At 71.4% G+C, this 17,761-nt stretch carries 16 protein-coding genes; 3 read left to right on the top strand and 13 right to left on the bottom strand.

The window, feature by feature from the left end:
* Nucleotides 1–74: 74 nt before the first annotated feature.
* From F4561_RS08635 to mraZ, 4 genes are all read right to left on the bottom strand, one after another.
* Nucleotides 75–2,042, bottom strand: a complete 1,968-nt coding sequence (locus F4561_RS08635) for a peptidoglycan D,D-transpeptidase FtsI family protein (RefSeq protein ID WP_184576468.1) — start codon at nt 2,040–2,042, stop codon at nt 75–77.
* A gap of 70 nt (nt 2,043–2,112) precedes the next feature.
* Nucleotides 2,113–2,418: a cell division protein FtsL gene (gene ftsL / locus F4561_RS33630; protein ID WP_312885192.1), complete on the bottom strand. Its 306-nt coding sequence runs from the start codon at nt 2,416–2,418 to the stop codon at nt 2,113–2,115.
* Between the two features lie 292 nt (nt 2,419–2,710).
* Nucleotides 2,711–3,694: a 16S rRNA (cytosine(1402)-N(4))-methyltransferase RsmH gene (rsmH, locus tag F4561_RS08625; RefSeq protein WP_184576464.1), complete on the bottom strand. Its 984-nt coding sequence runs from the start codon at nt 3,692–3,694 to the stop codon at nt 2,711–2,713.
* Nucleotides 3,695–3,892: 198 nt separating this feature from the next.
* Entirely contained in the window at nt 3,893–4,324 is a 432-nt protein-coding gene (mraZ, locus tag F4561_RS08620; protein ID WP_184576462.1) for a division/cell wall cluster transcriptional repressor MraZ, read from the bottom strand.
* Nucleotides 4,325–4,664: 340 nt separating this feature from the next.
* Here mraZ and F4561_RS08615 point away from each other — a divergent pair, with 340 nt between their 5' ends.
* Genes F4561_RS08615 through F4561_RS08605 form a run of 3 tightly spaced genes read left to right on the top strand, consistent with a single transcriptional unit; the run spans nt 4,665 to nt 9,251 of the window.
* Nucleotides 4,665–5,657: an AAA family ATPase gene (locus F4561_RS08615; protein ID WP_184576461.1), complete on the top strand. Its 993-nt coding sequence runs from the start codon at nt 4,665–4,667 to the stop codon at nt 5,655–5,657.
* Nucleotides 5,658–5,673: 16 nt separating this feature from the next.
* Nucleotides 5,674–6,927: a DUF58 domain-containing protein gene (locus tag F4561_RS33625; RefSeq protein WP_184576459.1), complete on the top strand. Its 1,254-nt coding sequence runs from the start codon at nt 5,674–5,676 to the stop codon at nt 6,925–6,927.
* The gene (locus F4561_RS08605) at nt 6,924–9,251 is read left to right on the top strand and encodes a transglutaminase TgpA family protein (RefSeq protein ID WP_184576457.1); all 2,328 of its coding nucleotides are present in this window, start codon (nt 6,924–6,926) and stop codon (nt 9,249–9,251) included. The genes F4561_RS33625 and F4561_RS08605 overlap by 4 nt, the downstream gene beginning before the upstream one ends.
* A gap of 215 nt (nt 9,252–9,466) precedes the next feature.
* Here the strand turns inward: F4561_RS08605 and F4561_RS08600 are convergent, their stop codons facing one another.
* The 9 genes from F4561_RS08600 to F4561_RS08560 form a co-directional block, all read right to left on the bottom strand.
* Entirely contained in the window at nt 9,467–9,853 is a 387-nt protein-coding gene (locus tag F4561_RS08600; RefSeq protein ID WP_184576455.1) for an SCO2097 family morphological protein, read from the bottom strand.
* A 304-nt stretch (nt 9,854–10,157) separates the two neighbouring features.
* Nucleotides 10,158–11,432, bottom strand: a complete 1,275-nt coding sequence (dinB, locus tag F4561_RS08595; protein WP_184576453.1) for a DNA polymerase IV — start codon at nt 11,430–11,432, stop codon at nt 10,158–10,160.
* A gap of 547 nt (nt 11,433–11,979) precedes the next feature.
* Nucleotides 11,980–12,789 carry a methyltransferase domain-containing protein gene (locus F4561_RS08590; protein ID WP_312885191.1) on the bottom strand — a complete coding sequence of 270 codons (810 nt, stop codon included), beginning with the start codon at nt 12,787–12,789 and terminating at the stop codon, nt 11,980–11,982.
* Nucleotides 12,790–12,835: 46 nt separating this feature from the next.
* Complete coding sequence (gene nusB, locus F4561_RS08585; protein WP_184576450.1) at nt 12,836–13,249, bottom strand: transcription antitermination factor NusB; 414 nt, start codon at nt 13,247–13,249, stop codon at nt 12,836–12,838.
* Between the two features lie 43 nt (nt 13,250–13,292).
* Nucleotides 13,293–13,856, bottom strand: coding sequence for an elongation factor P (gene efp / locus F4561_RS08580; protein ID WP_184576448.1), 564 nt, complete (start codon nt 13,854–13,856; stop codon nt 13,293–13,295).
* Nucleotides 13,857–14,065: 209 nt separating this feature from the next.
* Nucleotides 14,066–15,142 (bottom strand): 3-dehydroquinate synthase, encoded by a 1,077-nt coding sequence (aroB, locus tag F4561_RS08575; RefSeq protein ID WP_184576446.1) that lies wholly within the window; start codon nt 15,140–15,142, stop codon nt 14,066–14,068.
* On the bottom strand, nt 15,139–15,657 hold the full coding sequence (locus tag F4561_RS08570; RefSeq protein WP_184576444.1) for a shikimate kinase: 519 nt from the start codon (nt 15,655–15,657) through the stop codon (nt 15,139–15,141). The genes aroB and F4561_RS08570 overlap by 4 nt, the downstream gene beginning before the upstream one ends.
* A 37-nt stretch (nt 15,658–15,694) precedes the next feature.
* Nucleotides 15,695–16,876, bottom strand: coding sequence for a chorismate synthase (gene aroC, locus F4561_RS08565; RefSeq protein ID WP_184576442.1), 1,182 nt, complete (start codon nt 16,874–16,876; stop codon nt 15,695–15,697).
* A 43-nt stretch (nt 16,877–16,919) separates the two neighbouring features.
* Nucleotides 16,920–17,720 (bottom strand): prepilin peptidase, encoded by an 801-nt coding sequence (locus F4561_RS08560; protein WP_184576441.1) that lies wholly within the window; start codon nt 17,718–17,720, stop codon nt 16,920–16,922.
* Between the last annotated feature and the right edge of the window lie 41 nt (nt 17,721–17,761).

The raw sequence follows: 17,761 nt of genomic DNA, 5'->3' as shown, positions 1-17,761 counted from the left end.
TTAATTCAGGAATCCGGGCCGGTGAGCGGCGCGGACCCGGGGATCCGGCCACCAGCGCGGGACGCGCCGGCATCTCACTCGTCCTCGGACAGCCGGATGTTGGGCGGCTCACTGTCACTCGGCGGGATCTCCAGCGTCTTCAGCCCGAAGGACATGACATCGGCGAACACAGGGCCGGCCGCTTCGCCACCGTAGTACTCCTCCTTCGGGTTGTGCAGCACGACCTGGACGACCAGCTCGGGGTCGTCGGCCGGCGCGAAGCCGGCGAAGGCGGAGGTGTAGCCGCCTCCCTTGTAGCCGCCGGTGTCGGGGTTGACGCGGCTGGCGGTGCCGGTCTTGCCCGCGACCCGGTAACCGGGGATCTGGGCCTGCTGTGCGGTGCCCTCGTCGCCGGTGACGGCCTCAAGCATCACCTTGAGGTCGTCGGAGGTCTCCTCACTGACGACCCGCTCCCGCGTGGGCTCTTCGCTGGCGGAGAGCTCGCCGTCCTCGCCGACGGTTCCGGCGACGACGCTCGGCTCAGCGCGCACCCCGTCGTTGGCGATCGTGGCGTACACGCTCGCCATCTGCACGGCGTTGACCGAGAGCCCCTGCCCGAAGGAGATCGTGTGGAGCTGGGTGCCCCACCAGTCGTCGGGGTCGGTGAGGATGCCCGCGTTCTCCCCGGGCAGGTCCAGTCCCGTGGGCTGGCCGAAGCCGAACTTTCCGAGGTACTCGTAGAGCCTTTCCGCTTCGAGCTGCTCGCCCACCTGGATCGTCCCGACATTGCTCGACTTGGCCATGATCCCGTTGAGCGTCAGCCGCTCGGTCTCGTGGAACTCGGAGTCGGTGAACGTCTCGTTGTAGCGCTGGATGGAGTAGGGCACGGTGTAGACCGTCTCGGGGGTGGTGATCCCCTCCTCCAGGGCTCCGGCGGCCGTGATGACCTTGTTCGTGCTTCCCGGCTCGAACGCCTCGGCCACGGCCCCATTGGTGCGGTCGCCGGCGGTGGAGTCGTCGATGTCGTTCGGCGAGTACGTGGGGTAGTCGGCCATGGCGACGATCTCGCCCGTGGGCCGCATGGCGATGACGCTGCCCCCTTCGGCGTCCAGCTTCTCGGCGCGCTCGGCCAGCGCCTGCTGTGCGTGCCACTGGATGTCCTGGTCGATGGTGAGCTGGACGTCCTTGCCGGGGACGGGTTCCTTGGCCAGCCCGCCCGCCATGGGTATCTGCGTCCCGGTGATCCCGGTCTCGACCTGCTGCCTGCCCGGTTCTCCGGCCAGCGTGTCGTCCAGCACGCCTTCGAGCCCTTCAAGGCCGTGCCCGTCCTCGCCGACGAACCCCACGAGGTCGGCGGCGCCGGTCTCCTCGGGGTAGACGCGCTTATAGTCGACCTCGGCGCCCACACCGTCGAGGCCGAGCTGCTCCAGCTCCTTCCACTCGGCCGGCGGCACCTCCTCCTGGACCACCTCGTACCGGCTCGGCGTGGCGGCGACCTTGTCCGCCACCTCGTCGCGGTCGAGATCGAAGTGTTCGGCCAGCGCTTCGGTGACCTCGGCGCGCTTCGATCCGGGCACCTCCTCCGGGTCAACGAAGACGGTGCGGACCTCGACCGACACCGCGAAGGCGTTGCCGTTGGCGTCGGTGACCTCCCCGCGCGTTGTGGGGATGTCGATGGTGCTCAGCCGGATGTCCGACGCCTTCTCCGCGTAGGTGGCGGCGTCGATCGCCTGGATCTGCACCAGCCGCCCGGCGAACACCATCAGCACAACGAGGATCAGCACACCGGCGAACCTGATGCGCCGTTGGGGATCGCGGCGGCGGAACTGGCGCCGCAGCGGCGGTACGGAGCCGGAGCCCGACCCCCCGGCGGGTCGCCGGGGTGGGGTACCGGCGGGCCGGCGCCGGCGCTGCGGGGACTCACGTCCCGCCCTGCGTTCCGCTCCGTCGCCCGAGCGGGCACCTCGCGGACGCTCCCCACGCTGCCCTCCGGGGCCGGGTCCGGGCCGCCCCTTGGCTCCGGGCCGGCGGGGGTCGCGCCGCGGGTCACGGGATGAACTCACCCGCCACTCCCCACGCTCGGTCTCCTCCGTCTGCTCCTACGGCGCCGCCGGCCCCCTGCCAGGAACCGGGTCACCGCGGCCCCGCCTCACCCTGGCCGGAGCCGTCCTCGCCGCTGATCTCGCCGGTCTCCACGTCCAGGAAGAGCGGCTCGTCACCGGGCTCCATGCCCAGATTCTCGGCCTCCTCGGCGATCGCCTCGGAGGACTCCATCCGGACCACGTCCTCGCGCAGCGCCTCCTCGCGCTCGGCCAGTTCGCGGTTCTCCTCTTGGAGCTGGCTGACGGCGAACGCGTCCTCGATGAGCACGGTGCGCAGGGCCAGCAGGCTGACCAGCGCGCCGCCGAGCAGGCCGAGGACCAGGAGTACGAACGGCATGCGCGGCGCGCGCGCCGCCGGGCGAGGGCGGGGTTGCGACCGCGGTTCGGCGCCCACCGATGGCCGCTGGCGAGGCTTGGGCGGTGCCGGGCGAGGCCGCGGCGGTGCCGCCGCCTTCCCGGTGGCGCGTCCCCGGCCGGCCGCGCTCCCGGTCGAGCGGGCCGACGGCCCGCCGCGCGACTGGTCGTCGGTCGCGGTGCCCATGCGGTCCTCCCGGCTCTCGGTGCCCGTGCCCTCGTGGGACGCGGGGGTTACGTCGTCACGTCATCAACTTTGGTACGGCGCTGTCGCTTCATCGCCAGCGCTCCCGTTCGGCTGCCCTCAGACGCACGGACGCGGCCCGCGGGTTCCGCTCGGTCTCGTCGGCGTCCGGCGTCTCGGCACCCCGGGTGAGCAGGCGGATCTCTGGTTGCTGGTCGGGGAGCAGGACCGGCAGGTCGCGCGGGGTGGTGTCGGTGGCCAGTGCCGCAAGCGCCCGCTTGGTGAGGCGGTCCTCCAGGGAGTGGTAGGACAGCACCGCGATGCGCCCGCCGATGGCCAGCCGGGACAGTGCGGCGGGAAGGGCCCGCTCCAGGACGGCCAGTTCGGCGTTCACCTCGATGCGCAGCGCCTGGAACGTACGCTTGGCCGGGTGCCCGCCGCTCCGCCTGGTGGCGGCGGGGATGGCCGTGCGCACGATCTCGGCGAGGCGCACGGTGGAGCCAATCGGGCGCTCGCCGCGTTCACGCACGATGGCGCGGGCGATCCGGGGGGCGAAGCGCTCCTCGCCGTAGTCGCGGAGAATCCGGGTGAGCTTCGCCGCGGAGAAGGTGTTGACGACGTCGGCCGCGCTGCGCCCTTGGGTGCGGTCCATGCGCATGTCGAGCGGCGCGTCGTGGGAGTAGGAGAAGCCCCGCTCGGCCTCGTCGAGCTGCGGGGAGGAGACCCCGAGGTCCAGCAGAACGGCCTGTACCTCGGCGATGCCGAGCCGGTCGAGGACACCGGGGATGTCGTCGTAGACCGCGTGCACCAGGTCGACACGGTCGGTGAAGGGGGAAAGCCGCTGCCGGCCGTGGTCGAGAGCGGTGGTGTCGCGGTCGATCCCGATCAGGCGCAGTCCCTCGTGCGCCGTGAGGAGAGCCTCGGCATGGCCTCCGAGCCCCAGGGTCGCGTCGACCGCGACCGCTCCCGGCGCCCGAAGGGAAGGCGAGAGCAGTTCGACGACCCGGTCGAGCATGACCGGGACATGCGCCGCCTCGCCATCCGGCATAACTACCGCGTCCCCCTTGTGGACCATCCCCGTGACCTCCCCCAAGGTCGCCCCCTGTCCGGATTGGCCTCCAGACGCGGCGCGTTACCGGACGTCACCTGGCGCCGGGGAAGATGCGCCAGCTAACGTCCCGGCCGCGTCTGAAGGCCCGAACCAGACAGGGCTAGACGGTGGTGCTCGCGATTCGCCGCACCGGGCGCCGACGCCGGCCGCGAACTCGCGGAGTCACAACACCCCCGGCAACACCTCCTCCGAGAGATCCGCGAACGCCTGTTCCTGCTCGGCCTCGTAGTCGGCCCAGGCCTGAGCAGCCCAGATCTCCAGACGCGTGTTCGCCCCGATAACCACGCAGTCCCGTTCGAGGCCCGCGTAGTCGCGCAAACCCGGCGGGATGGTGATCCGACCCTGTTTGTCGGGGACCTCGTCAGACGCGCTGGCGAAGAGAACACGGCTGTAGTCGCGCACCGATTTGGCTGTGACCGGGGCCGAACGAAGGGCATCGGTGATGCGCTGGAACTCCTCCATAGGAAACACGTAGAGGCAGCGCTCCTGACCCTTCGTGATCACCAGCCCCCCCGACAGTTCGTCGCGGTACTTCGCCGGAAGGAACAGTCGTCCCTTCTGGTCGAGGCGTGGTGAGTGGGTGCCGAGAAACACCGGCCCACCTCCCAAGCCCCCGGTCGTGGAGCAGTCTCCTCCTCCACGCTGCACCACTGTACTCCACTCTTCCCCACGGTCAACAGAATCGACGCACCCCCACACACCCTGCGCATGAGGGATTTGCAGGTCATCCAGGGTGGTGCGGAGTGGAGCGCCGTTCGGGTGGCTCCCCACCAACGCCCCCCACAGAGCCCGCGGGGGTGGCGGACCCAGTGGGAGTCAGCGCGACGTCCGCCGGGGTCCAAGCGGGTGGTGGGGCGTGCTTTGGTTTGCATTCCACCGGTTTGGCCCTAGCCTCAAATCCGTTGGCTCAGACGCGGCGGGAAGAGGCGGGCACGTGTCACTCGACACGCGATACGACGGTCAGGGCGGTGCTGCCCCCGGGGACTCCGGTTCACTCGTCTCCATCGCCGGACGTATCCAGCGGGCCATCGAGGAGGTCATCGAGGGCAAACCCGATGTGGTGCGGCTCGTCCTCACTGTGCTGCTCGCCGAGGGGCACCTGCTGATCGAGGACATCCCCGGCGTGGGCAAGACGATGCTGGCCAAGGCACTCGCGCGGGCGGTGCGCTGCTCGGTGCAGCGTGTCCAGTTCACCCCCGACCTGTTGCCCAGCGACATCACCGGCGTCAGCGTCTACCACCAGGACCGCAACGAGTTCGAGTTCAGCCCCGGACCGGTGTTCGCCAACATCGTCCTGGGCGACGAGATCAACCGCGCCTCGCCCAAGACCCAGTCCGCACTCCTGGAATGCATGGAGGAGATGCAGGTCAGTGTCGACGGGACCACGCGGCCCCTGGAGCGGCCGTTCATGGTCGCGGCGACCCAGAACCCCGCCGACATGGAGGGCACCTACCCGCTGCCCGAGGCCCAGCGCGACCGGTTCATGGCCCGTATCTCCGTGGGGTATCCCACCCCCGAGGCCGAACTGGAAATGATCGACACGCACGGCGGACGCTCCCCGCTGGAGCGGCTGGCGCCGGTAGCCGAGGCCGGTGACGTGCGGGCGATGGTCGAGCAGGTCCGCGGCATCCACGTGGCCCCGGGTGTGCGGCGCTACGTGGTCGACCTGGTCACCGCCACCCGCAACTCTCCGGCGTTGCGCTTCGGCGCCTCACCGCGCGCGACCCTGCACCTGGTCCGCGCCGCGCGTGCCTATGCCGCGCTTGAGGGCCGCCACTACGTCGTTCCCGATGACGTCCAGGCCCTGGCACTGCCCGTCCTCACGCACCGGTTGCTGCTCACTCCAGAGGCGCGGGTCGAGCGGCACACCCCGGAACGCGTCGTCGCCGACCTAGTTGCCCATCTGCCCGTGCCCAGCCCGCGTTAGAAGCCGGGAAGCCCAGGTGAACCCCCTCCGCGTCCTCACTCTCCGGGGCCTTGGCCTGGTCCTGGTCGGAGCGGCGACGATCGCGGGCGGATACCAGCTCGGACAGCGCGACTTTGTCGTCCTGGGGACACTCGCGCTCGCGCTGCCGCTGCTGGGCCTGCTGACGGTCGCGCGTACGCCGCGCATCGTGACGCACCGCCGTGCCCTGACGCCATCCCGGATCCCCGCGGGCGCCGAAGCCCAGGTGCTCCTCCAGATCGCCAACTCCTCCTCCGTGCTGCCCATTGGTGGCCTGCTGGTCGCGGACTCGCTGCCGGTGCTCCTGGGGCAGGAGCACCGGTTCGCCGTGGGATACCTGGGCCCGCGCGGGACGCGGGATCTCAGCTACCGGATACGCGCCCAGATGCGCGGCCGTTTCCAGATCGGCCCGCTGCGGCTGTGGTGCACCGACGCGCTCGGCTGCGTCCGGCTTCCCCGCGCTCTCGGCCCGGCTACGACTCTCCTGGTGACGCCGCCCGTGGTGCCGTTGCCGGAGTCCCCCTTGACGAGGGGCTCCGCCACGGCCGCCGAGAACCCGACCCGGCCCATGTCCGGGGCGGGCGAGGACGACGTGCTCCCCCGCGAGTACCGGCGCGGTGACGACCTCCGGCGGGTGCACTGGCGCTCCACGGCGCGCCACGGCCAGCTCATGGTGCGCCGCGAGGAGCACCAATGGCGCGACCGCAGCGAGATCCTGCTCGACACGCGTGCCGCGGCGCACGCCGGCGCCGGGCCCGGTTCGTCCCTGGAGTTCGGCGTCAGCGCGACCGCGTCGATCGCGCTGCACCTGTTGGAGCGCGGCAACGAGGTCCGGGTGGCCACGCCTGAAGGGGAGCTCGCGAACGGCCGTGCGCAGGACGTTCTCGACGCGCTCACCCTGGTGCGGGAGGCACCGGCCGGAGCGGCCCCCGCGGTCTCCTCCCTGCGCGGCGGGGCCGAGGCGCTGTCCATCCCCGGCGCGTCCGGTCGCGGCCTGCTCATCGCTGTGCTCGGTGCGCTGGACGCCGCCGATACCGCCGCGCTCGCGCGAGAACGCGGCACCACCGACCGCACCCACGTCGCGCTCCTGTGCGGCAGGGCGGCCTGGTCCGAGCCGGCCGCCCTACAACGGAGCGAAGAGGCGCTGACCAACGCCGGATGGACGGTCCTGCGAGCCGACTCGGTGGACGAGCTGGCGCGGGTGTGGCCGCAGCCGCCGATCCGTCCCGGTTCCCGGGGAGGCACAACGTGAAGCCAGGGTGGGTACTGACTTCGCTCACGGCGGTGGCGGTGCTGTGCACCCTGCCGGCACTTTCCCCGCTCCTGACCGGATCAGGGTGGTGGGTCACACCGGCCACCGTCGTGGCCGCGGTCGCGCTGACCGGCGCCGGCTACCGCGCGACGCCCATGACTCCCGCTCTGCTCCCGCTGGCGCAGGCCGCGGTCGCCGCGTGCGCCATCACGGCGATCTTCACGCCCGCTGACGCCCTGGCCGTTTTCGTCCCCACCCCCGATTCGGTGGAGAGCCTGCTGGCGCTCATCGACGAGGGCCGGGCCCGGATCGAGCACCAGCCCGCGCCGCTCAGCCCGCGGTCCGACGTGCCCCTCATCCTGGCGATCGCGTTCGGCCTGATCGCGATCGCGGCCGACTTCTTCGCGATGACCGCCCGGGCACCGGCCCTCACCGCGCTTCCCCTTGCCGGCCCGCTGCTCGTACCGCTGGCCGCCGCGGAGCACGGAATCGGCGCGCTGGAGGTGGGCCTGGCGGCGGCCGGATACCTGGCGCTGCTCACGGCGGACACCTGGACACGCGCGACCGCGTGGGGCCCACTCCCCGGGCCCGCACTCGGCATAGCTACCGTACTGGGCGTCACCCGGCACACGCTGCTGGCGAGTGGCGTCTCCGCGGCCGCGCTCGCACTCGCGCTGCTCGTCCCGCTGGCAACCCCCGGCCTGTCCAGCAGAGCGGTCTACGACCTGGCCGAAAGGGTGCAGCTCGGCGGGCAGACCGTCACCACGACCCACCCCATGGTTTCGCTTCGCCGCGAACTGGCGTCCCCGACCGACCGGGAGGTCCTGCGGTACCAGTCCTCCCAGTCCCAGCCGGACTACCTGCGCACGTATGTGCTCGACGTGTTCGACGGCGAGAACTGGACCATGTCGCCGCTGAGCACCTCGTCCGACAACCGCATCACGTCCGGCGCACAGCTCCCGGAGCCCCCTGGCCGCCAAGCGACCGAGCGCGTCACCACCGAGATCACGCTCGCTGAGCGGGCCCGGTCGAGAGACTTCCTGCCGGTCCCCTACGCGCCGCGCGAGATCGAGGTCGCCGGCGACTGGTTCGCCGCCCCCGAAAGCCTCATGATCTTCACCACGCGCGGCGCCACCGGCGAGGGAGACTACGTGGTGACGAGCGCGCGGCCGGATCCCGATCCGGATGACCTCGCCGAAAGCCAGCCGGGGGCAGCCGGGGTCGACGAACGCTTCCTCGACGTCCCCGACGACACCGATCCGAGGGTGGCCGAAACGACCCGCTCCGTCACCGAGGACGCCGCCACCCCACATGAGCGCGCCGTGGCGCTGCAGGACTGGTTCACCTCCGACGGCAGGTTCGAGTACAGCCTGCGGCCCCCGCCCGTGCCCGACGGCGCGGACCCGCTGCCGCACTTCCTCCTGGACAGCCGCGTCGGCTTCTGCGAGCAGTTCGCCGCCACCATGACCCTCATGGCGCGCCAGGCCGGGATCCCGGCCCGCGTCGCCGTCGGCTACACCTCAGGCGAGCAGCTCTCGGACGATACATGGAAGGTGACGGAGTCCGACGCGCACGCCTGGCCGGAACTGTACTTCGAGGGGCAGGGGTGGCTCCGCTTCGAGCCGACCCCATCGTCGGCCGGCGGGCAGGGCAACGCCACCGTCCCCGACTACGCCGCACCCGGCCAGCAGGACACCCCCGCGCCCACCGAGGACGCCGACACCCGAGAGGAGTCCGCAGAGCCGGCACCGGAGGACGAGCCCGAACCCGACGCGAGCGAGGAATCCGCGCTCCCCGACGAGGACAGTGCCGGCGCCGATGATGCCGCCGACGGCAGCGGCGGCGCGTGGCTCCCCGCGTTGGGGGCACTGGCGCTGGTGGCGCTGGCTCTCGCCGCGCCGGCGCTGGTCCGCGCCGCCGTACGACGCGCCCGGCTCGCGACGGCGGCGGCGCCCGCTGCCACGGCACCGGACCGCGCGCGGGCGGCCTTCAACGAGTTGCGCGACGACCTGGTGGACCTGGGACTGCCGCACGATCCCGCCGAGAGTCCGCGGGCGATGGCGCGCCGCATGGCCACGGAGTACAGGCTGGACGCGGCGGCGCGGGAAGCACTGTGGCGCGTGGCGATGGCGGAGGAAAGCGCCCGTTACGCACCGAACCCGGAGGTCGGCCACTCGCTTGGCCCGGATCTGGCCACGACCCGGGCGGGGCTGCGCGCCGCGGTGTCCCGCGCCCGGCGGATCCGCGCGCTCGCCGCGCCGCGGTCGGTGCTGCGTCTCCCGCGCCCGGCGGCCCGCCGCGGGGCCAGGGCCCGCACCACCTAACGGCGGCGCCGGACGTTTCCCCGGCGGCCCCATGGCCGAGAGGGCGGGGCAACAACAAGCGGAACACGCGTTACCGGGTCCGGCCACGAGCTCCGGGGCGCTGCCGGCCGGATACGGATGTCCCCGACCGCAGGCCAAACGCGAGCGCGCGCCCATCGCAGGATGGGCGCGCGCTCGCGTTCGCCTTGATTCCGCCCGGGCCGCGCTGCCGCGTTCTAGTGGTCGCCCTCCTGGCGACGACGCCAGCGCTCCTCGAAGCGGTCCATAACACCGGGACGCTGCCGGCGCTGCCCGCGCTCGGGGGCGGCTTTGGTTTCCGCGCCACCGCCATTCGCAACCCGGCGGTACCCCGACATCCCCCAAAGCGTGCAGGCCAGCATGACGATGAACCCTATGACACCGACCGCGACCTGTTGCGCGATGACGCCGCCCATGAGCAGGGCGACACCCACGAAGAAACCGATCGATGCCTTCAAGATCCAGCGCTTGTAGTGGACCGCCGGGTTCGTCTCACGAACGGTGTTGGCGAACTTGGGGTCCTCGGCATACAGCGCCCGCTCGATCTGGTCGAGCATACGCTGCTCGTGTTCAGAGAGCGGCACGGCGCCTCCCAATGACAGTCCCCGATTGGGGTGGCGGGTACTGAACGGTCTGTTGGTCTGTGATATGCCCAGAATACGGTGCCTTAGCGCCTACTGAAAAGAAAAGTTGCGCGTGGAGCCGGGCCTCATGAGCCACATTACCCTCACCCTCTAACCGAAACACCGGCCTCGTCGCCCTTCTTCCACCCGGTCGATCAGCGTTCCCGCGGCACCGCCCGCGGGCGAAGGCCCACCGCCGGGCAAAACTATGGTCCGTCTGGTGTAACGAACAAGACGCCCGGAAAGTTGCCGCGCGACACGCGATTCAACCGTCATTCTTGTCACGTTTGGCCAGTGTCGCCGGACCCACCACTCCGGGCCCGAACCTGCGGGTAGCTTGGTCCATCGCCTGCTCCGCCTCGCGCCGTCCGGCCTCGGGCTCGCCGATGGCGAGCTGATGGTGCACCTCAGCGGAGTCGGCCAACCCCTCGACCCGCACCCCGACCAGGCGCAACCGCTCGCCCTGGAGCCCCGCCGCATCATAGAGCCCGCGGGCGGCACTGTTGATGTCCCGAGCGACGTCGGTGTGCTCGGCGAGGGTGCACGACCGGGTGATCGTGCTGAAGTCGGCCCGGCGCAGCTTCACCACGATGGTACGGCCCACCTGGCCGCTGCCGCGCAGCCGGCGGGCCACCTTCTCCGACAACTTCAGCAGCTCACGGTGGATCACCTCGACATTGGCGACATCGGTGTCGAAGGTCTCCTCGGATCCGATACTCCGGTCGGCGGATGTGGACTCAACACCGCGGTCGTCGTACCCGCGGGCCAGCGCGCCGAGGTGGGCGCCCAGCGCATCGCCGAGCTCGCGCCGCAGCGTGTCGACCGGGACACGGGCGACGTCGCCCACCGTGCGCAGGCCGCGCCGCCGCAGCGCCTCCTCGGTCCTGGGCCCCACGCCCCACAGCGCTCCGACGGGCAGGGGATGCAGGAAGTCCGTCACCCGCGCTTCGGGGACGAGCAGCATGCCGTCGGGCTTGCACTGAGTGGAGGCGAGCTTGGCGACGAACTTGCTGGGAGCGACCCCAACCGAGCAGGTGAGCTGCTGTTCCTGGCTGACCCGCTCCCGGACGAGCCCCGCGATGCGCGCCGGGCCACCCAACCGGCGGCGTGCCCCGGAGACATCGAGAAACGCCTCGTCCAGCGAGAGCGACTCGACATCGGGGGTGACGGAACGGAAGATGTCCATGACCGCCTCCGAGGCGCGCCGGTAGCGCTTGCCGTCGGGCGGGAGGACCACGGCATCGGGGCACAGGCGCATGGCGCGCGACATCGGCATCGCGGAGTGCACGCCGTAGGTCCGGGCAACGTAGTCGGCCGAGGAGACCACGCCCCTCGGGCCGGTTCCGCCCACGATCACCGGCTGCCCGCGCGTCTCGGGGTACCGGAGCTGCTCGACGCTCGCGAAGAACGCGTCCATGTCGATGTGCAGGATGGGGCAGTTGTCATCGGCGCCGGCGTCTCCTGCGGGCAGCGGTTCGATACCGGCCGCGCCCACCATCCCGCGCAGCGCCGCCCCGCGTTCGAGCTGGCGTCGACTCATGTGACCAGTGTGCCGTCCTGGTCTCGCGAGTTGTACTGGCCTTGGGGGTTAGGCACAAGGGGTGAGGCGCAGCGCCGGTGGCGTATGCGCGTGGCCACGCCCGCGGCGAGGGCGGCGGAGGGCCTGGCCCGCGGGGGTCGGTGCGGATGCCCGGTGGTGCCGCGCCCGACGAGGGCAGCGAAGGCGCCAGAGGGGCCGGCCCCCGGGTAAGCGGTTCTGGTGCCCGATGGTGGCGCGTGCGACGGGGGCAGCGGGGGTGTCCGTGGTGTCGTTCTCGGTGCTGGGCCGCGCCGAGACTGACTGGGGGGACATTCTCGGCGCTGAGTATGTCCGCACAGTCAGTTTCGGCGCCGCGCGCGTCCGCTATGTCCGGATTGTGAGCGGTCTGGGCGCCGATCTTGAGGATTGCGTGCCTTTACCGCGCGGTAAAGGCACGCAATCCTCAAGATCGGCGCAGAAAACGGGGTGGCGGAGGCCCCGCGGGCTGGCCCACCCGCCGCCTTCGCCGCCCTCGGTGGATTCCCAACCGTCCACCCCCATCACCGGTCTAGCCAGGACGGTGGGCGACGACGTGCAGTTGGGTGGCGATGCCCGACAGTGCCGGGTGCTCGGCGGCCACCTTCTCCAGCTCGACGAGCTGCTCCCCCACCTGCTGGTCGGTCTCGAAGACCCGGCCGGGCAGCAGGTCGGCGAAGACCCGAACGCCCTGGACCGTGGGAGCGGCCAGCCCTACCTGTTCGGTCAGCGCGACGAGCTGCTCGGCGGTGAACCGGCGCGGCATGGGGTCGCTCTCGCCCCAGCGCCCTTCGGGGTCGCCCAGCAACCGCCGCGCCTCCTCCAGATGCCCGGCCAGTGCCCTGTGCAGCACGCCGGCGACCGAGTTCGCGGCCAGCAGGCTGACGGCCCCGCCGGGGCGGGTGATACCGACCACATCGGCCAGTGATGCCGCCGGCGCGTCGACGTACTCCAGCACGCTGTGCACCAGCACCAGGTGCGCCTGCCCGGCGGGGAGCAGGTCGGCAAGGTCGCGGGTGTCCCCCTGGAGAGCCCGCACGCGCACCCCGGACTCGGCGGCGCGCCGCTCCAGTGCCGCCAGCGAGTCGGGGTTGGGATCCACGACCGTGACGTCGTACCCCAGCTCGGCGAGCGGGACGGCGGCGCCTCCGGTGCCGCCGCCCGCGTCGACGATCGACAGCGGTTCGGCAGAGCCTGCGCTGGAGCCGGCTTCGAGCCCGGCCAGGGTCGTGCGCAGCGTGTCCCAGACCACAGCGGTGCGCGCCACGGTGGCGGCCCGGTGCGGTCCCGAGGAGTGCGTGCCGTCCACGGCCACGCCCACGTCACTGGCGTTGTCTGTCACGGCCTCGTCCTTTCGCGCACGAGCGGGTCACCTGCCGGGCCGGCCCCTACAGGGCCAGCGTGGCCTTGTTCTCCATCAGTCGCGAGAGCAGGCCGTTGATGAAGGTCGGCGAGTCCTCTGTGGACAGCTCCTTGGCCACGGCGACCGCCTCGGAGACCGCCACCCCGTCAGGGATGCTCTCGGCCCACAACAGCTCGTAGGCCCCCATGCGCAGGATGTTGCGGTCAACCACCGGCATCCGCTCCAGCGTCCAGCCAATGGCGTACTGGCCGAGCAACGCGTCGATCCGGTCGCGCCGTTCGTCGACCGCCGCGGCGAGCTGCTCGGTGAACTCGTTGATGGGCGGCTGGGGTTGGGCACGCCGGCGCTCGATCACCTCGGGCACCGAGATGTCGCGCAGCTCGGCCTCGTAGAGCACTTCGACAGCGCGCTTGCGCGCCTTGCGTCTGGCGCCGCTCATCGTTCTCCTGCCAGGTGTTCCACGGTCGAGGCATCCAGCGCCATCAGTTGACGCGGCCCAGATAGTCGCCCGTGCGGGTGTCGACCTTGACGCGCTCGCCCGTGGTGATGAACAGCGGAACCTGGATGACCGCGCCAGTCTCGACCGTGGCCGACTTCGTGCCACCGGTGGAGCGGTCGCCCTGCACACCGGGGTCGGTCTGGCTGATCTCCAGCTCCACGGCGGCCGGAAGCTCCACGTACAGCGGGCTCCCCTCGTTTATGGCCACCGTCACCACCGCGCTCTCCAGCAGGTAGTCGGCGTTGTTGCCGAGCACCTTCGCGGGAACCTCGACCTGGTCGTAGGTGTCGGTGTCCATGAAGATGTAGGACTCGCCGTCGGTGTAGAGGTACTGCATCTCGCGCCGGTCGACGTTGGCGACCTCGACCTTGGCGCCGGCGTTGAAGGTCTTGTCGACCACCTTGCCGGAGGTGACGTTCTTCAGCTTGGTGCGGACGAACGCACCGCCCTTGCCGGGCTTGACGTGCTGGAACTCTACGACGTTCCAGAGTTCACCGCCGTCGAGCTTCAGGGTCGTGCCGTTCTTGAGGTCGTTCGTCGTGGCCACTTCGGTTGTCTCTCCCAGAGGTCGGGCACGGTTGATGCCGGTCGTCGGGGCCGGTCCCATGACCGCGCAGGCACCCCGGAGGTCGGTCCCGGTGGCCGGTGCGGCGGTCGAGGATCCCGGCCCGCGGCATCCTGCTGTCCGGGGACAGGTCCGATGCGCCGACGCCGGTCGTCTAATCGCAGTCTAGTGTGTTCTGGGCGCGGGAGCGTTCACGCACTCACCGCGCCGTAAGCGGCGTCGAGCATTTCCTCCGACGGGTCGGCCAGGATCGAGGGTTCGCCGACGTTGTCGAGGACGACGAATCGCAGGGCGGCGCCGCGTGCCTTCTTGTCCACCCGCATGCTCTCGCGGAGCCCGCGCCACGCTTCGCCGGAGTAGGCGGTGGGCAGGCCCACCGAGGTGAGGATCGCCCGGTGCCGCCGCACGGTCCCAGCGTCGATCCGGCCGTCGATCCGGGCCAGCTCGGCGGCGAAGACCATGCCGATCGCGACCGCGTAGCCGTGCCGGAACGTGTAGTTCTCCACGCGCTCGATGGCGTGACCCAGCGTATGACCGTAGTTCAGCATCTCCCGCTGGCCGCTCTCGCGGAGGTCTCCCGAGACCACCTCGGCCTTGACCGCGATGGCGCGTTCGATCAGCTCGCGCGTGTGGCGTCCCTCGGGCCGGGTGGCACCATCGGGGTCGTCCTCGATCCGGTCGAGGATCACCGGATCGGCGATGAACCCGGCCTTGACGATCTCGGCCAGGCCACCGGCGTAGTCCGCCGCGGGCAGGCTCGGCAGCGTCGCGACGTCGCACAGCACCCCGGCGGGCGGGTGGAACGCCCCGACCAGGTTCTTTCCCTCGGTGGTGTTGATGCCGGTCTTGCCGCCCACAGCGGCGTCGACCATGCCCAGGAGCGTGGTGGGGACAAGAACGACGCGCACGCCACGCAGCCAGGTGGCCGCGGCGAACCCGGCGAGGTCGGTGGTCGCGCCGCCCCCGATGCCGACGACGGCGTCGGTCCGGGTGAAGCCGGCCCGCCCGAGGCGGCCCCACAGGTCGGCCGCCACGGTGACGTTCTTCGCGGCCTCGCCGTCGGGAACGCCCATGTCGTGCACGGTGTAGCCGGCCGCCTCCAGCACCCGCAGCGCCGGGCGCGCCACCTCGCCCAGGCTGTCCGGCCGGATGACAGCAACCTGGGCGGCATCCGGGCCCACCTGTCCGGGCAGCTCGCCGAAGACGCCGCCGCCCACCACGACGTCGTAGGGCTGGGCGCCACCGACACCGATCCGCCGCACGGTCATCGCTGGCGGTCCCGGGGCAGGGTCCCGACGATGGCGTCGACGACTTCCTCGGGGTGGTACCCGCTGGTCGTCACGGTGTGGCTGGCGACCCCCTCGTAGATGGGCAGCCGCTCCTCCAGCAGCTTGCGCAGCTTGGCCCGGGGATTACCCGCCAGCAACGGCCGCGCCTTGTCAATGCCGACTCGCTTGGCGGCGTCGGCGAACTCCACCTGCAGGTACACCACGTGGTGCTTCGCGATGTCGTCGCGGGTCCCGGGGTCCAGTACGGCCCCGCCGCCCAGCGCGAGCACACCGGCGTGACTGGCGAGCGCCCATTCGACGACCTTGCGCTCCAGGGCGCGGAACGCCTCCTCGCCATCCTCCAGGAAGATGTCGCCGATCGGTTTGCCCGCCCGCGTCTCGATCTCGGTGTCGGTATCCATCAGCTCAACGCCCAGCCGCTGGGCCAGGGTCAGGCCGACCGTGGACTTCCCGGATCCGGGCGCGCCCACGAGGACGGCAATCGGTGTGCTCATCAGTAGCGGTCCTTCTCCACGGCGGCGGCTCGGGTCGCTACCCGATGGCCAGACCGTCCAGGTAACTGTGCAGGTTGCGGCTTGTCTCGGTGACGGAGTCGCCGCCGAACTTCTCCAGTGCCGCCTCGGCGAGCACCAGCGCGACCATGGCCTCGGCGACCACGCCCGCGGCGGGCACGGCCGTGACGTCGCTGCGCTGGTGGTGGGCCTGCGCCGACTCGCCACTGGACACGTCGACCGTATCGAGGGCGCGCGGCACCGTGGCGATCGGCTTCATCGCGGCGCTTACCCGCAGCGGCTCGCCGGTGGTCATGCCGCCCTCGACACCGCCCGCGCGGTTGGTGCGGCGGTTGACTCCGCCGTCGTCGCCGGGCTCGATCTCGTCGTGCGCGGCCGAACCGCGGCGCGCGGCGGTGCGGAAGCCGTCCCCCAGCTCCACGCCCTTGATCGCCTGGATCCCCATGAGCGCCCCGGCCAGTCTGGAGTCAAGGCGGCGGTCCCAGTGGACGTGGCTCCCCAGACCGGGGGGAAGCCCGTAAGCGAGCACCTCGACGACACCGCCGAGCGTGTCGCCCGCCTTCTTGGTGTCGTCGATCTCGGCCACCATGCGGGCGCTGGTTTCGGAGTCGAAGCAGCGCACCGGGTCGGCGTCGACGCTGTCGAGGTCGTCGGGCCCGGGCAGTGTGTCAGCGGGGACGCCGATCCCGCCCAGGGAGACGACGTGGCTGAGGATCTCCACGCCCAGTGCCTGGCGGCAGAACCGGCGGGCGACCTCGCCGATGGCGACGCGGGCGGCGGTCTCCCGGGCGCTGGCGCGCTCCAGGACGGGCCGGGCCTCGTCGTGCCCGAATTTCTGCATGCCCACCAGGTCGGCGTGGCCGGGGCGGGGGCGTGTGAGGGGTGCGTTGCGGGCGACACCGTCGAGCTCCCCGGCGGGGACCGGGTCGGGCGACATGACCTGCTCCCACTTGGGCCACTCGGAGTTCGCCACCTGGATGGCGACCGGGCCTCCCTGGGTCAGCCCGTGCCGGATCCCCCCGATGAGGGTGGCCTCGTCCTGCTCGAACTTCATCCGGGCGCCCCGGCCGTACCCGGCGCGTCGCCGACGCAGCGCCGCGGCGACGTCATCGGTGGTGACACCGACGCCGGCCGGTACGCCTTCGAGGATCGCGACGAGTGACGGACCGTGTGATTCCCCCGCGGTCAGCCAGCGCATCATGCCTCGATCTTCCCACGTCCGGGGAGGTGTTGGCACATCGGCCTCAGCCCAGCAGCAGCGGGAGCGGGTCGCCCACGGTGATCACGGCGAACGCCCCGATGATCATGAACGGGCCGAACGGGATCGCGGTCTTGCGGGTCGCCCTACGCAGCACGATCAGGGTGATCCCGAACGTGGCGGAGAACAGGAACGCCAGGAACGTCCCCGAGACGACGCTGCCCAGACTGCCCCAGCCGAGGAAGAGGCCCAGCAGCCCCGCCATCTTGACGTCGCCCCACCCCATACCCGCGGGGTAGATGACCCACAGCACCCAGTAGAACACCGCTAGGCCCGCCATGCCGATGAGGGCCATGGTGAACCGGGTCGTTCCGTCCGGCATGGTCAGCGCGGCCGCGGCCAGCAGCACAAGCGCCACCGGATAGGAGGTCAGCACCAGCCGGTTGGGCAGCCGGTGCACTCGGGCGTCGATCACCGTGAGCAGCGCACCCCAGATCGCGAAGAACGCGAACGCGGCGATCTCCACGGGGAACCGGTCGGCCCCGGTGAACGCGAGGGTCCCCAGGAGCAGCGCGGCCACCCATATGGTGACGGCGGGTGCGTGCACCCGCCGTCCGCAGTCCTGGCACCCCGTCTTGACGAGGAACCGCAATGGCAGGGGCGCCCAGCGCGGCCAGGGCACCTCGGCGCCGCAGTGGGGGCAGGTGGGCGGCGGCGGGCCGGACTCGTCGTCGGGTTCGGGGTCGTGCCGGGGGAACAGCGGGATGACACGTCCGGCCGTCATTCCGGCCACCGCGCCGAGCAGGGCGAGGCAGATTGTGAGCGCGAGCACGGTGGCGGACGGCATGGCTCCAGAACATACCGGATCCGCGCGGTGCGCGGCAGTGG

Source organism: Lipingzhangella halophila, from assembly GCF_014203805.1.
Taxonomy (GTDB): Bacteria; Actinomycetota; Actinomycetes; order Streptosporangiales; family Streptosporangiaceae; genus Lipingzhangella; species Lipingzhangella halophila.
The sequence above is the reverse complement of the archived record's forward strand: the minus strand, read 5'-3'. Positions and strand labels throughout refer to the sequence as shown.